The following is a 13,378-nucleotide window of genomic DNA, read 5'->3' as shown; positions in this document are numbered from 1 at the left end:
CTCTTTACCGGGCGTCCCGCCCTCCTTCTCCTCGCCCCTCTACCCCCCCGCCGGGCCCCCCCCCCCCCCGCCCCCCCCCCCCCCCGGGGGCGGGCGGGGGGGGGCCCCCCCCCCCCCCCCCCCCCCCCCCCCCCCCCCCCCGCGCTCGATTCCCGGTCCGCGTACGTCAGCCGGTGCCGAAGGCTCCCGTGCTGTAGGCGCACTCCGTGTAGATGTAGCCCGACCTGAGCTTGGCCGTGTCCGAGGCCGGCGTCGCGCTGGAACTGTCGGGACGGTGCACGAAGTACGTCGTGCCGGTCGGCAGACTGATCGTCTTCTGCGGGTAGTTCTTGCCGGAGCTGCACGGCTTGAAGCCGGACAGCAGGGTCGTGGTGAGGGAGTACGTGGTGCAGCTTCCGCAGCCCTTGAGGCTGAAGCTCCCGGTCACCGGCCCGGTGTACAGGACGGTGATGTCGTCGGGGCTGTCGTTCTTGACGGTGACGGAGATGCTGCCGCCGGACGCGGTCGTCGGGAGCTTCTTGCCCGCGGCCGGGACCGTCTGCGCGATCTCGGCGGCGATCGCTATCTTCTTGGCCCGGGCCCGGTTCTTGTCGTGCGGGTTGTCCTTCACGAAGTCGTTCATCGTGTCGAGCGCCGAGTCGAAGTCGGCGTCCTTGTACTGCGAGACACCGCACTGGTAGGTACCGGCGGCGGCCTGGCTGTCGGCCCGTCGGGCGTCCGCGCCGAGCGCGTCGGCCACGCCCGCCTGCTGGCCCTGGAGGCTGCCGATCTGCCCGGAGAGGCTCTTCAACTGCTCGACGGCCGCGCAGGGTTCACTGCCGCGGACCCCCTGGGCCGTCTTGTCGACAGCGGTCTTGACGGCCGGTTCGACCTGCTTGGCCTGCGCGGACTGCGGGAACGTGGTCAGCAGGTACCCGAAGTTCGTCGGCCAGTCGACGCCCTTCGTGCCGAGCGCGGTGGAGGCGCACTCGTACAGGGAGGTGGCCAGCCGGTCGTCCGGCCAGGTGGTCAGCGTGCCCAACTGCTTCTTGTCGATGGTGCCGGGGACGGTCCGCAGATACTTCAACTGGGGTATCGCGTCACAGTAGTTCTTCTGCGTGTAGGCGCCGGCGACCGTCGTGTAGAACGTCTTCAGCCGGTCGGGCACCTTGCCGGCCGCCCGCGAACCGGAGTGCGCGCTGCTGAGATCGTCGTAGACGCCGAGCGCCTGGCGGTAGCGGGGTTCGGCCGTGGAGAACGGCAACGTCCCGTTGTCCGCCACGAGTTGGTCAGCCGTCTCCAGCCGGTCGAGGAGCATCTGCTCGGTCGCCTCGTCGCGGGCGTTGTCGTACAGCACGACTCCCCCGGCCGGTACGGCGAGCAGGACCAGGCCCAGCGCGAGTACGAGGGGCAGCGGCGCGGGCCAGGTGAGGCGGGTGCGCAGGCCGACCAACGCGCCGTGGACGGCGGCGAACACGAGGAACACGACGTACAGGGTGACGAGGACACCGGAGACGCCGTCCGGGTCGGCGGGCAGCGCCACCAGCAGCAGCACGATCGTCGCGACCCAGCACGCCGCCATCAGCAGCCAGCGGCGCGTCAGCGCGTAACCGAGCCCGAGGCCACTGAGGTTGAGGAGTCCGACCACGGCGGATCTGAGTCCGTCCGGTGGCGCGGGCGGCGGGGCCGACGGCATGGGTGGTGCGACGAACCCCTGATGACCGCCGTACTGGTCACCATAACTGCCGTACTGATCACCGGACATGATTCTCCCCCCGAACAACTTCGCCCCCGTTACCGTGACTTGTCAGTGTACGGTCGGGTTCACCGCGAGGACAGTGGGTTCCGTGCCGCCCCTGAGCCGCGCAGCACGCGCGACAGCCCCAGCGCCGCCGTCCTTACCGCCGGGGCGAGTTGGGCGGGCCGGAATCGGTTGCGCGGTACGGCGACGGAGAGGGCGGCGACCGCGGTGTCACCGGCGAACACCGGGGCCGCGATACAGCTCACGCCCTGCGCGGCCTCCTGCTCCTCGTAGGAGAGGCCGGAGACCTGGATCTTCTCCAGGGCCGTGCGCAGCCGGGCCGGGTCGGTGATCGAGTGCGGGGTGAGGCTCGGCAGCGGCCGGGACAGCACCTCCTCCGTCAACTCGGCGCCGGAGAAGGCCAGAAGGGCCTTGCCGACGGCCGTACAGGTCAGCGGGAGGCTGCCGCCGATGCGGGAGGGCAGCCGCAACGCCTCGTGGCCGTGGATGCGTTCGAGGTAGACCACCTCCATGCCCTCGCGCACACCCAGGTGGATGGTCTCGCGGGTGGCCTCGAACAGGTCCTGGAGGAACGGCAGCGCCGTCTCGCGCAGATCGCGCCGGTGCGGCACCAGCGAGCCCAGCTCGAACAGCTTCGCGCCGAGCAGATAGCGGGGGCCCGAGCGCTCCAGCCAGCCCAGCCGGACCAGATCGGCAGCCAGCCGGTGGACCGTGGGCTTGGGCAGTCCGGTGCGCTCCGAAAGTTCCGACAGACGGTACGGACCGCCGCTCGGGCTGAAGCAGTCGAGGATGAGCGCGGCTTTCTCCAGCATGCTCCCGTTTTTCTCCGACATTCCGCCGCTCCCTTTATTCCGTGTCACAGAACAAAGATTGTCCCCTTGAGGGGATGCTGTCTATACCGATGGGTGTACCCGCACCGCTGTTCCCCAGGAGGTAACCCGTGTCCACCGTGCCCGACGGCGCCCGCCCGGACGCCGTGTCCCCGGCCGTGGTCAAGGCCGCCGACCTGCTGGCGGAGGCCACCCGTACCGGGGTCGTCTGCCCGCCGGTGCGCGATCTGCTCGACGGCGGCGGAGTGGAGACCGCCTACGCCGTGCAGCAGCTGAACGTCCGGCGCGGGGTGGACGCCGGCCGCCGGATCGTCGGCCGCAAGATCGGCCTGACCTCCCCCGCCGTGCAGCGTCAACTGGGCGTGGACCAGCCGGACTTCGGCGCGCTGTTCGCGGACATGTCGGTGCCGGACGGCGGCGAGGTGCCGCTGGGCCGGCTGCTCCAGCCGAAGGTGGAGGCCGAGGTCGCGCTGGTCCTCGGCCGGGATCTGCCGGAACGCGCATGCACGATCGTCGACGTGCTGCGGGCGGTGGACTTCGCGCTGCCCGCGCTGGAGATCGTCGACAGCCGGGTGCGGAACTGGGACATCTCCCTGGTCGACACCGTCGCGGACAACGCCTCCTGCGGTCTGTACGTCCTGGGCGCCACCCCCGTACCGCTGACGGCCGTGGACCTGCGCACGGTCACGATGACCATGAGCCGGGGCGGCGAGACCGTCTCCGCGGGCACCGGCGCGGACTGCCTCGGCAGCCCCCTCGTCGCGGCGGTCTGGCTGGCCTCGGCCCTCGCCCAGCGGGGCGACCCGCTGCGCGCGGGCGACCTCGTGCTGACCGGCGCCCTCGGCCCGATGACCCCGGCCGCCCCCGGAGACACCTTCGAGGCCCACATCTCGGACCTGGGCTCGGTCCGGGTCCGCTTCGCCACCGAAACGGAAGAGGACGGCAAGTGACCACAAAGGTCGCCATCATCGGCTCCGGCAACATAGGCACCGACCTCCTGATCAAGGTCCTGCGCCTCTCGGACACCCTGGAGATCGCCGCGCTGGCCGGCATCGACCCGGACTCCGACGGCCTGGCCCGCGCCCGCCGCCTCAAGGTCGCCACGACTCACGAGGGCATCGAAGGACTCGTCGAACTGGACGAGTTCGCCGATGTCGACCTCGTCTTCGACGCGACCTCGGCCGGCGCCCACCGCCACCACGAGGAGGTGCTGCGCCCCCTGGGCCGCACCCTCGTCGACCTCACCCCGGCCGCCCTCGGCCCGTACGTCGTCCCGTCGGTCAACGGCGAGGCCCACCTCGACGCCCCGAACGTCAACATGGTCACCTGCGGCGGCCAGGCCACGATCCCGATCGTCGCCGCCGTGGGCGCCGTCTCGCCGGTCCACTACGGCGAGATCGTCGCGTCCATCGCCTCCCGCTCGGCCGGCCCCGGCACCCGCGCGAACATCGACGAGTTCACCGAGACCACCTCCCGGGCCGTCGAGGCCGTCGGCGGCGCCGCGCGCGGCAAGGCGATCATCGTCCTCAACCCGGCCGAACCGCCGCTGATCATGCGGGACACCGTGCACTGCCTGGTCTCCGACTGCGCGACCGAGGCGGTCACGGCGTCCGTCGAGGAGATGGTCGGCCGCGTCCGGGCGTACGTGCCCGGCTACCGGCTCAAGCAGAAGGTGCAGTACGACAAGGTGGCCGCCGACGACCCGCTGCGCAGCCTCGCGCCGGGCACCGGCGAGCTGCTCAAGGTGTCGGTGTTCCTGGAGGTCGAGGGCGCCGCCCACTACCTCCCCGCCTACGCCGGGAACCTCGACATCATGACCTCGGCCGCGCTGCGCACCGCGGAACGCATGGCCGCCCGGACCGGCAAGGAGACCGCCAAGTGACCCCGTCCCTCTACGTCCAGGACGTCACCCTCCGGGACGGCATGCACGCCGTGCGCCACCGCTACACCGTCGACCAGGCCCGCGCGATCGCCGCCGCCCTCGACAGCGCCGGAGTGGCCGCCATCGAGATCGCGCACGGCGACGGACTGTCGGGCTCCAGCATCAACTACGGCGTCGGCGCACACACCGACTGGGAGTGGATCGAGGCCGTCACCGACGTCGTACGACAGTCGATCCCCACGACCCTGCTGCTGCCCGGCATCGGAACCGTCCACGACCTCAAGCAGGCGCACGCGCTGGGCATCCGCTCGGTGCGGATCGCCACGCACTGCACCGAGGCCGACATCGCCGCCCAACACATGTCCGCCGCCCGGGAGTTGGGCATGGATGTGGCCGGCTTTCTGATGATGTCCCACATGGCCGAGCCCACCGAACTCGCCCGCCAGGCCAGGCTGATGGAGTCCTACGGCGCCCACTGCGTGTATGTCACCGACTCCGGGGGCCGGTTGACGATGGACGGGGTACGGGACCGCTTCCGCGCGTACCGCGAAGTCCTCGCCCCGGAGACCGAGTTGGGCATCCACGCGCACCACAATCTCGCCCTGGGCGTGGCCAACACGGTCGTCGCCGTCGAGGGCGGCGCGATCCGCGTCGACGCCTCCCTCGCGGGCCAGGGCGCGGGCGCGGGCAACTGTCCGCTGGAGGCCTTCGTCGCGGTCGCCGATCTGATGGGCTGGAAGCACGGCTGCGAACTGTTCCCGCTCATGGACGCGGCCGACGATCTCGTACGACCGCTGCAGGACCGTGAGGTACGGGTGGACCGCGAGACCCTCAGCCTCGGCTACGCGGGCGTGTACTCCAGCTTCCTGCGCCACGCCGAGACCGCGGCGGCCCGCTACGGCCTCGACACACGGAGCATCCTGGTCGAGGCCGGACGGCGGGCGATGGTCGGCGGCCAGGAGGACATGATCACGGACATCGCGCTGGACCTGGTGGCGGGGGCAGAGGGCTGATCCAGATCAGGGGGCGATGTCCATGCGCTGGGTGCCGATGACCGACAGCAGCCGCAGGGCGCCTTCGGAAGGGGAGCCGGGCGTCGCGGTGTAGATCACGACCCGCTGGTCCCGGTCCCTGATGTCGAGCACGTCGCAGTTGACGGTGACCGGGCCGACCAGCGGGTGCTGGAAGGTCTTGCACAGCGTGGGCGCGGTGGACACGTCGTGGGAGGCCCACAGCCGGGTGAACTCCTCGCTCCCGGCGAGGAGTTCACTGACCAACGCGGTCAACTCCGGGTCGTCGGGGTAGCGGGCGGCGGTGGCGCGCAGGTCCTGGGCCGCATTGCGGCCGAACGCCTCGGCGTCCGACACCCCGTACAGGCGCTGCCCCTCCGCCTGTGGCCCGAGGAAGACCCGGCGCACCAGGTTGCGGTCGCGTCGTGGCACGGCCGAGAAGTCCTCCATGAGGGCGGAGGCAAGGTCGTTCCAGGCGATCACCTCGTACGTCGCGGACAGGACGATCGCGCCGGCCTGCGGCAGCCGGAGCAACAGATCGAGGATGCTCTGCCGCACCTCGCGCGAGGGACCGGGCGGCGGCCCCGGCGGTACACCCGCCAGGTGGTGGAGGTGGTCGCGCTCGGCGTCCGTCAGACGCAGGGCGCGGGCCAGCCCGGCCAGTACCTCGCGCGACGGGTGCGGGCCGCGGGCCTGCTCCAGCCGTGTGTAGTACTCGGTCGAGATGTACGCCAGCTGGGCCGTCTCCTCGCGGCGAAGTCCCGGGGTACGGCGGCGCGGTCCCGCGGGCAGCCCCACCTCGGCGGGGGTGATCCGCTCACGCCTGCTGCGCAGGAAGTCGGCCAGTTCTCGTCGGTCCACTCCCCCAGTGTGCACGGGCGGCGGCCTCCCGATCCAGGTACTGCCGGTGCCTGGATCCGCCCCGCGGACCGGCGCAGGCTCGCTGCCATGGACAACACACCCACCACCGACACCTCCATGGGCCTGCTCGCCGGCAAGGTCGCCTTCGTCACCGGCGCCGGACGCGGGATCGGCGCGGCCGCCGCGCGGCTGTTCGCCCGGGAAGGCGCCCGGGTCCTGCTCGCGGCCCGCACGGAGACCCAACTGAAGACGGTCACCGAAGAGATCCGGGAGACGGGCGGCACCGCGGACTATGTGCTGTGCGACCTGGCCGACTCGACCAGCGTGCGTACGGCCGTCGACCGGACCGTGGACCTGTACGGCCGACTCGACGTGGCCTTCAACAACGGCGCGACGATCCAGCCCCCCGGCCCGATGGACGAGCTGCCGGAGAGCGACTTCGACCGCGTCTACGACGTGAACCTCAAGGGCGTCTGGCTGGCCATGGTCGCCCAGATCGCCGCGATCCGTGCGACGGCGGGAACGGGCGCCATCGTCAACAACTCGTCCGTGGGCAGCCTGATGGGCAACCCCGAACTGCCCGCCTACGGTGCGATGAAGCGTGCGGTCAACAGCCTCACGGAGTCGGCCGCCGTCACCTACGGCCCGGAGGGCATCCGCGTCAACGCCATCGCCCCCGGCAACACCCTGACCGAGATGATCCGGACCTGGGAGGAGAGTTCCCCCGGTCTCCAGAAGCGCATCACGGCGGTCACCCCGCTGCGCCGCGCGGCCGCCCCCGACGAGATCGCCCAGGCCGCGGCCTGGCTGCTCAGTGACCGCGCGTCCTTCGTGACCGGCACGGTCCTGCGGGTCGACGGCGGCGCTCGGGCCTGAGGGTCCAGGGCCTGGGAGTCCGGCTCCGCTAGACAGCGGGCTCCCGGCGGTTGTGGCGGCGGATGACCAGCCACGTTATCCAGCCGACGCCGATGATGAACCCGAAGCTGATGATCCGGTAGAGCACGACCGTGGCGATCGCGGTGCTGGTCGCGACGCCGCCCGTGACCAGTCCGAGGATCAGCGCGCTGTCGATGAGGCCGAGGCCGCCGGGGATGATCGTGAGGGTCCCGGCGGCCATGCCCGCGCAGAAGGCGAGCAGCAGTTGGGCGTTGCTGATCTGCGTGTCGCTGATGGCGTGGAAGCACAGCCACAGACAGCCCGCGTCGAGCAGCCAGTTGAGGACGGCGAAGACGGCGGCGGCGACCGCGTGCCGGGGTTCGAGCCGGGCGGTGCGGAGCTGCTCGACGAAGCCGCGGATGCGGTCCAGGCCCTGGGTCTCGGGAAGGTGCCGCAGCCGGTTGACCCGGGCCAGCGCGGCGCGGGTGGCCGGTTCGACCTTCTCGGGGTGGCGGGTGATGCGCCGGATGCCGACGGTGAGCAGGAGCACGGCCAGGCCGAGGGTGACGAGGCTGTGCCACTGGAGGCTGCCGTCGGAGGCGATCGCGGAGATCGCGGTGACGACGGCCAGGGCCGCCGCGGAGAGCAGGCCGGAGAGCGCGATGCACCAGGAGGCGACGGCGGGGGTGGCTCCGAAGCGGCGCATCTGCTGGTAGTTGAAGTGGGTGGAGAAGGCCGGGCCGCCGGGCAGGGTGACGCTGAGGGAGTGGGCGGCGTAGGCCAGGGCGACGTGCTTCTGGATCGGCACGATCACCCCGGCCGAGCGCAGCAGCCGTCGCTGCATGCGCGCGTAGCAGCCCATGGCGGCCACTTCGGCGACGAGCGCGAGGGCGAACCAGTTCAGCCGGGGTGCGCGCAGTTCCGACAGCGCGGCGGCCAACGACGGCCAGCCCAGGACCAGTTCGGTGCCGAACAGCGCGAGCAGGACCCCGATCACCACCGGCCGCAGCCAGCGTCGGGTGCGATGCGGCGCCGCGTCGGCCGGTTCGATGGCGGTGGTGTCCGGAGCGTGCACAGGCAGGACCGTCGATTTCGTGAAGGGGGCTTCAGCCGTCGGCGACTCCGGCTCCGCGCGATGCGGGGCCGGTGTTCTCCGAGCGGGCGAGGGAGCGGGCGCCGGGGCGGAACGCGTCCAGTTTATGCACGATGGTCCGACCGGCCCGCCGTTGCCCCCGGCTGCCGATACCGAAGGGGCCGCGGCCGCACGAGACTCCTGGACCGAGTCCGCGCACTCCTGGCCCCGACCGGCCTCCGTCTTCCACCCTGCGCGCCGACCGGCCTCCGTCGTCCACCCTGCGTGCTCCTTGCCCCGACCGGCCTCCGCGATCGGCCCGCGTTCTCGTCGTCACGGGGGGGGCTTCCCTCATCGGCCCCGTATGCCCCTCGCCACCGCAGGCCTCCGCCGTCGGCTCCGCATGCTCTTTGCCGCAGCCGACTTCCTACGCCGTCGGCTCCGCGTGCTGCTGCTCGCGGCCGGTCCCCGCCGTCGCCTCCTCCTCCGCCGCCGTCGGCTCGGCCTTGGCCGCGACCTTGGCCGCGTCGCGCCGACCCGGCAGCACCGCGAGGACGATGAGGGTGCCGGCGGCCATGATGATCCCGCCGACGAGGCTGGTCTGCGCGACACCGTGGGCGAAGGCCTCGTTCACGGCGTCGACAAGGGCCTGCGCCTGCCGCGGTCCGGCGGACGGTGTCTTCGCGATCTGCTGGGCGACCGCCAAGCCGCCGCCGACCGAGTCCTTGGCGGTGTCCAGCGCGGCGGCGGGCAACTGGCCGCCGACCAGGTCGGTCAGCCGGTCCTTGTAGCTGGTGCCCAGCAGCGAGCCGAGGATGGCGATACCGAGGGACCCGCCCAACTCCAGCGCGGTGTCGTTGGCGCCGCCGCCGACGCCCAGTTCACTCTCCGGGAAGGAGCCCATGATCGTGTCCGTGGCCGGGGAGACGCTCAGCCCGATCGCGAAGCCCAGCAGCAGCATCGTGGGCAGGAAGTCGCTATAGCCGGAGGTCTTGTCGATCTGGGTGAGCAGCAGGACGCCCACGGTGCCGAGCACCATGCCGGTCACCACCATGGGCTTCATGCCCAGCTTGGGGGTCAGCCGCCCGGTGACCGCGGCGCCGGCGAACACCGCACCGGCCAGCGGCAGCAGTCGTACGCCCGTCTCCAGCGCGTTGTAGCCGAGGACGAACTGCAGGAACTGCGTGGCGTAGTAGATCGCGCCGAAGGTGCCGAAGAAGAAGAACAGGACCGCAGCCATCGAGCCGCTGAAGGGACGGTGGGCGAACTTGCGGACGTCGAGCATGGGGTGCGGGTGGCGCAGCTCCCAGGCCACGAAGGCGGGGAACCCGACGGCGGCGACGACGGCCGCGGTGACCGGACCCGCGCCCCAGCCGAAGTGCGGGCCTTCGATGATCGCGTAGACGAGGCTGCCGACCGAGACGATGGAGAGCAGACCGCCCACGTAGTCGATGCGGTCCGTCGTGGCCGCCTTGGACGGCGGTACGAGGACCAGGGCGCCGACCACCGCGATGAGGGCGATGGGCACGTTGATCAGGAACGTGGAGCCCCAGGCGTGGTCCTGGAGGAGCCAGCCCGCGACCAGCGGGCCGACGGCGATGGCCAGGCCCGAGGTCGCGGTCCAGGCCGTGATGGCCCGCGCCCGCTCGCGCCTCGGGAAGATCGCGACGAGCAGGGACAGCGTGGCCGGCATGACCACGGCCGCTCCCACGCCCATCACCGCGCGGGCGGCGATGACCAGTCCGGTCTCGTGGACCAGGCTGCCCATCACCGATCCGCCGGCGAAGATCACCAGGCCGGTGACGAGCGCGCCCCGACGGCTGTACTTGTCGCCGATCGAGCCCAGGACGAGCATCAGCGCGGCGTACGGGACGGTGTAGCCGTCGATCACCCATTGCAGATCACTGCTGCTCAGGCCCAGGTCCGTGGTCATGTCGGGGGCGGCCACGATCAGCGAGGTGTTCGCCATGACCACGATCAGCAGGCTCAGGCAGAGCACGATCAGTGCGGACCAGCGCCGAGCGTACGGCCCGGTCGTCTTGTCGACGGGTGTGGTGGCGAAGAGCGGCATCGCAAGCTCCTAGGGGGACATTAATTGCTCACTGATGTGCAGGCTATTTTATTGCCCATCGATGTGCAACTATGCCGGAACGGACCAGCCCGCCAGGAGGTGTCGACATGACCGGCCCCAGCAGCGCCAAGGCGCGCGCCACCCGCGCCCGCATCCTGGAAACGGCCCGGCGGGAACTGGGCCGCGACCCCGACAGCAGCCTCGGTGACATCGCGCAGGCGGCGGGCCTGGCCCGGCGCACCCTCTACGGGCACTTCGCCGGGCGGGCCGCGCTCGTCCACGGCCTCGCGGCGGACGCCGGGGAGGCGGTACGGCGCGCGAGTGCCGTCGGCCGGACGCCGACGCCGGATCCCGTGACCGCCCTGGCCCGCTTCGTCCTCACGCTCTGGCCGATCGGCGACCGCTACCGCGTGCTCATCGCCCTCGCCCACCACGACCTCGGCCCCGACGCGGTCGACGCACTGCTCGGCCCGGCCCGTGACACGGTCGCCGGGATCCTCGCCCAGGGTCAGCGGCAGGGCGACTTCCACACCGCCGTCCCCCCGGTCCCCCTCACCAGGGCCGTGGAGGCACTCCTGGTGTCACTGCTCGACTGCGTCAACTCCGGCCGCTGGACGGACGACGGCACGGCCGCCGCCACCGCGGCCCTGATCGCCGCGGGTGTCGGACCCGGCCTCGCGGCCACCACGGTTCACCGCCTGCGACCGTCCCCCTGAAGGAGACCCATGCACCCGTACGACCACGCCGACGCCGCGTTCTCCGCGTACGAGCACCCGCCCCGGAGGAATCGGCGCCCTGTCGCCGTCGCCGTCGGCGCACTGCTCGCCCTGCTCCTCGTGCCGCTCATCGCCGACCACTTCGCGAGGTCACGGGTTGAGTCCCGTACGGCCGAGGCGTTCCAGGAGGGCATGCAGACCCCGTCGGCCCCGGAGGTCCGTGTGCGGGGCTTCCCGGTGCTGACGCAGTTGATGTCCGGCACCCTGCGGCACGTGGACATCACCGCGCACGACATACCGGCGAGCGATGCCGGCGGCCCGCTGCCGGTCACCGAACTCTCCCTCAGCCTCGCCGAGTTGAGGAAGTCCGACGACGACACGGAGGCGCTGGCCCGCTCGGCCGAGGCGACCGCCCTGCTGTCCTACCCGGACGTGTCCGACGCCCTGGGACTGGAGATCTCCCGGGGCACCCGTCCCGACCAGGTGCGCGCGAGCATCCCCTTGCCCACCGGCGACGCCGTCACCGTGACGGCCACCGTCTCGGTGCTGTCCGGCAACCGCATCGCCTTCAAGGACTTCCAGGTGACGGGCGGTCCGCTGCCCGAGGTGGGGCGCGCGGCGCTCGGCCAGGTCTTCGAGCGGCCGATCCGGCTCCGGAACATCCCTCAGGGCCTGCGGCTGCGCTCAGTGACCACGACGGAGAGCGGCCTGGTCGCCCAACTGACCGGCGAGTCGGTCACCTTCCGCTCCGGCGACAGCTCGCGAAGTGGCGGGGCAGCGCAGAGCAACTCGCCGTACAGCAAGGGCATTTGATCTCAGTCCCGCTCCGGCGCGACCTCGTCCACCACGACCCGTGCCTGCTTCTCCGGCACCCCGGCCGCGATGAGCGAGGCGACCGCCGCCCGGGTCCCGTCGTCCTCCAGTTCCCCGGAGTTGACCTCTTCGAGCAGGGCGATGGTCATGGCTTCCAGGCCCGCGGACAGCACGGCGGGCGGCAGTTGGGTGTGGAAGACCCCGTCGCGCTGTCCGCGGTCCAGGATGGTGGTGGCCACCCGGCGCGCCGGGGCCAGGATCTCCGTGACGCGCTCCTGGCCCAGGTCACGGCGGGCCAGCGCCAGGAGGAGCCGGTAGCGGTCCCCCACGGTCCACATCGACAGTACGAACCGCGCGAACGAGCGCTCGGCCGGCTCCGCCCCCGGACCTGACGGCGCCGGGTCGGCGGACAGCACGCCCTTCATGGCCTCCGACGCCTCCTCGGCCAGCGCCTCCAGCAGCGCCTCCCGGCCGGGGAAGTGCCCGAACAGGGTGCGTCGTACGACACCGGACGCGCGCGCCAGTTCCTCCAGGGTGATGTCCGGGTTCCGGCCGAGTTCCCGGCGGGCCGTGGCCAGGATGCGTTCCCGGTTGGAGCGCGCGTTGCTTCGCTGGGGGACACGGGCCGGGGGCTTGGTCACGGACAACCTCGGTGAAGTGCGGGAACGACGGAGCGGGGCGAGCGGTACGTCCAGTCTGGCACGCACCCTCGGCCCCCTCACGTCACGGCACCGCGAACGGCGGCGGCCGATCTCTCCCCGTACGTCAGTAATAGGGACGCAGGTAGCGGTCGAGCCGGGACTGGGCCATGCGCAAGCTCAGCCCGAGCGCGTTGCCCAGCGCCTCGTCAGACACGTCGTCGGCCTGCGCGCCGTAAGCCGCTTCCTTGCCCACCCGGCCCGCCATGCGCTCCAGCATGGCCACCGCCTTCAGCGCGGCCACCGGCGCCGTGTCCGCGAGCGCGTCGAGCCGCTCCTCCAACTGCTCGATCAGCTCGGAGAGTTGCTCCGGCAGCGGGACCGTACGGCGCTCGACGGCGCTGATGTGCTCCCACCAGTCCTCGTACCCGTCGGAGGTGTCCAGATCGTCGAGATCGTGGTCCTCCACCTGGTCCCAGTCGATGAGATGGCTCTCCCCGCGCCAACCGCACGCGCACGAGGCCCGCCAGCCCGCCGCCTTCGGCCGGCCCAGCCAGCCGTTGTAGGCCCACCACTCACGCGTCTCCAGGCCACAACTGCCGCTGCCCACATCGATGTACACCGACTTCGGCTCACTGCCGTCGGCGAGGACCGCCCCCACGATGCCCTCGTGGGACTCCCCGAACTCCTCACTCCGCCACGCCACAACTCCCCCTTCCGGCAACCCCGCGACGGCCGGGGGGGGGCCCCGGGGGGGGGCCCCGCCCCCCCCCCCCCGGGGCCCCCCCCCCGCCCCCCCGGGGGGGGGGGCCCCCCCCCCCCCCCCCGGGTTGGGCCCGGCGGGGGCCGGCCGGCCCCCCCGCGGGCG

Annotated in this window: 13 protein-coding genes; 6 read left to right on the top strand and 7 right to left on the bottom strand. The window is 72.0% G+C overall.

All coding sequences use genetic code 11. From position 1 onward, the window contains the following. Positions 1 to 166: 166 nt before the first annotated feature. Positions 167 to 1,675 carry a hypothetical protein gene (locus ACIRRY_RS37580; protein WP_403982510.1) on the bottom strand — a complete coding sequence of 503 codons (1,509 nt, stop codon included), beginning with the start codon at positions 1,673 to 1,675 and terminating at the stop codon, positions 167 to 169. 128 nt (positions 1,676 to 1,803) lie between these two features. After that, on the bottom strand, positions 1,804 to 2,553 hold the full coding sequence (locus ACIRRY_RS37575) for an IclR family transcriptional regulator (RefSeq protein ID WP_403982508.1): 750 nt from the start codon (positions 2,551 to 2,553) through the stop codon (positions 1,804 to 1,806). 128 nt (positions 2,554 to 2,681) lie between these two features. On the opposite strand from ACIRRY_RS37575, the gene mhpD reads away from it, so the two are divergent. From mhpD to dmpG, 3 genes are read left to right on the top strand one after another with little or no spacing between them, the layout of a single operon-like run. Continuing rightward, complete coding sequence (gene mhpD / locus ACIRRY_RS37570; protein WP_403982054.1) at positions 2,682 to 3,521, top strand: 2-keto-4-pentenoate hydratase; 840 nt, start codon at positions 2,682 to 2,684, stop codon at positions 3,519 to 3,521. Next, positions 3,518 to 4,453: an acetaldehyde dehydrogenase (acetylating) gene (locus tag ACIRRY_RS37565; protein WP_403982052.1), complete on the top strand. Its 936-nt coding sequence runs from the start codon at positions 3,518 to 3,520 to the stop codon at positions 4,451 to 4,453. Before mhpD ends, ACIRRY_RS37565 begins: the two co-directional genes overlap by 4 nt. Beyond that, positions 4,450 to 5,466, top strand: a complete 1,017-nt coding sequence (gene dmpG, locus ACIRRY_RS37560) for a 4-hydroxy-2-oxovalerate aldolase (protein WP_403982049.1) — start codon at positions 4,450 to 4,452, stop codon at positions 5,464 to 5,466. Before ACIRRY_RS37565 ends, dmpG begins: the two co-directional genes overlap by 4 nt. Positions 5,467 to 5,472: 6 nt before the next feature. Here the strand turns inward: dmpG and ACIRRY_RS37555 are convergent, their stop codons facing one another. Next, positions 5,473 to 6,324 carry a helix-turn-helix transcriptional regulator gene (locus tag ACIRRY_RS37555; protein WP_403982047.1) on the bottom strand — a complete coding sequence of 284 codons (852 nt, stop codon included), beginning with the start codon at positions 6,322 to 6,324 and terminating at the stop codon, positions 5,473 to 5,475. Between the two features lie 87 nt (positions 6,325 to 6,411). Here ACIRRY_RS37555 and ACIRRY_RS37550 point away from each other — a divergent pair, with 87 nt between their 5' ends. Further along, the gene (locus ACIRRY_RS37550) at positions 6,412 to 7,200 is read left to right on the top strand and encodes an SDR family NAD(P)-dependent oxidoreductase (protein WP_403982044.1); all 789 of its coding nucleotides are present in this window, start codon (positions 6,412 to 6,414) and stop codon (positions 7,198 to 7,200) included. Positions 7,201 to 7,228: 28 nt separating this feature from the next. Here the strand turns inward: ACIRRY_RS37550 and ACIRRY_RS37545 are convergent, their stop codons facing one another. Further along, positions 7,229 to 8,275, bottom strand: coding sequence for a YbhN family protein (locus ACIRRY_RS37545; RefSeq protein WP_403982041.1), 1,047 nt, complete (start codon positions 8,273 to 8,275; stop codon positions 7,229 to 7,231). A 424-nt stretch (positions 8,276 to 8,699) separates the two neighbouring features. Next, the gene (locus ACIRRY_RS37540; RefSeq protein WP_403982038.1) at positions 8,700 to 10,343 is read right to left on the bottom strand and encodes an MFS transporter; all 1,644 of its coding nucleotides are present in this window, start codon (positions 10,341 to 10,343) and stop codon (positions 8,700 to 8,702) included. Between the two features lie 107 nt (positions 10,344 to 10,450). Here ACIRRY_RS37540 and ACIRRY_RS37535 point away from each other — a divergent pair, with 107 nt between their 5' ends. Together ACIRRY_RS37535 and ACIRRY_RS37530 are read left to right on the top strand one after the other, a co-directional pair. Next, positions 10,451 to 11,059 carry a TetR/AcrR family transcriptional regulator gene (locus ACIRRY_RS37535; RefSeq protein ID WP_403982036.1) on the top strand — a complete coding sequence of 203 codons (609 nt, stop codon included), beginning with the start codon at positions 10,451 to 10,453 and terminating at the stop codon, positions 11,057 to 11,059. Between the two features lie 9 nt (positions 11,060 to 11,068). Further along, on the top strand, positions 11,069 to 11,872 hold the full coding sequence (locus tag ACIRRY_RS37530) for a DUF2993 domain-containing protein (protein WP_403982033.1): 804 nt from the start codon (positions 11,069 to 11,071) through the stop codon (positions 11,870 to 11,872). Positions 11,873 to 11,874: 2 nt separating this feature from the next. Here ACIRRY_RS37530 and ACIRRY_RS37525 read toward each other — a convergent pair whose 3' ends face one another. Both ACIRRY_RS37525 and ACIRRY_RS37520 read right to left on the bottom strand, forming a co-directional pair. Continuing rightward, the gene (locus tag ACIRRY_RS37525) at positions 11,875 to 12,513 is read right to left on the bottom strand and encodes a TetR family transcriptional regulator (protein WP_403982031.1); all 639 of its coding nucleotides are present in this window, start codon (positions 12,511 to 12,513) and stop codon (positions 11,875 to 11,877) included. 124 nt (positions 12,514 to 12,637) lie between these two features. Continuing rightward, entirely contained in the window at positions 12,638 to 13,216 is a 579-nt protein-coding gene (locus ACIRRY_RS37520) for a hypothetical protein (RefSeq protein WP_403982028.1), read from the bottom strand. Positions 13,217 to 13,378: the final 162 nt, after the last annotated feature.

This window comes from Streptomyces sp. NPDC101776, assembly GCF_044766845.1.
Lineage (GTDB): Bacteria > Actinomycetota > Actinomycetes > Streptomycetales > Streptomycetaceae > Streptomyces.
Note: the sequence above shows the minus strand (reverse complement) of the source record. Positions and strands in the feature narration are given on the sequence as shown.

Excerpts from the sequence above, each read along its gene's own strand:
- ACIRRY_RS37535 (WP_403982036.1), top strand. The coding sequence starts at position 10,451 with ATGACCGGCCCCAGCAGCGCCAAGGCGCGCGCCACCCGCGCCCGCATC.
- ACIRRY_RS37550 (WP_403982044.1), top strand. The coding sequence starts at position 6,412 with ATGGACAACACACCCACCACCGACACCTCCATGGGCCTGCTCGCCGGC.
- ACIRRY_RS37575 (WP_403982508.1), bottom strand. The coding sequence starts at position 2,553 with ATGCTGGAGAAAGCCGCGCTCATCCTCGACTGCTTCAGCCCGAGCGGC.
- ACIRRY_RS37580 (WP_403982510.1), bottom strand. The coding sequence starts at position 1,675 with ATGCCGTCGGCCCCGCCGCCCGCGCCACCGGACGGACTCAGATCCGCC.
- ACIRRY_RS37540 (WP_403982038.1), bottom strand. The coding sequence starts at position 10,343 with ATGCCGCTCTTCGCCACCACACCCGTCGACAAGACGACCGGGCCGTAC.
- ACIRRY_RS37530 (WP_403982033.1), top strand. The coding sequence starts at position 11,069 with ATGCACCCGTACGACCACGCCGACGCCGCGTTCTCCGCGTACGAGCAC.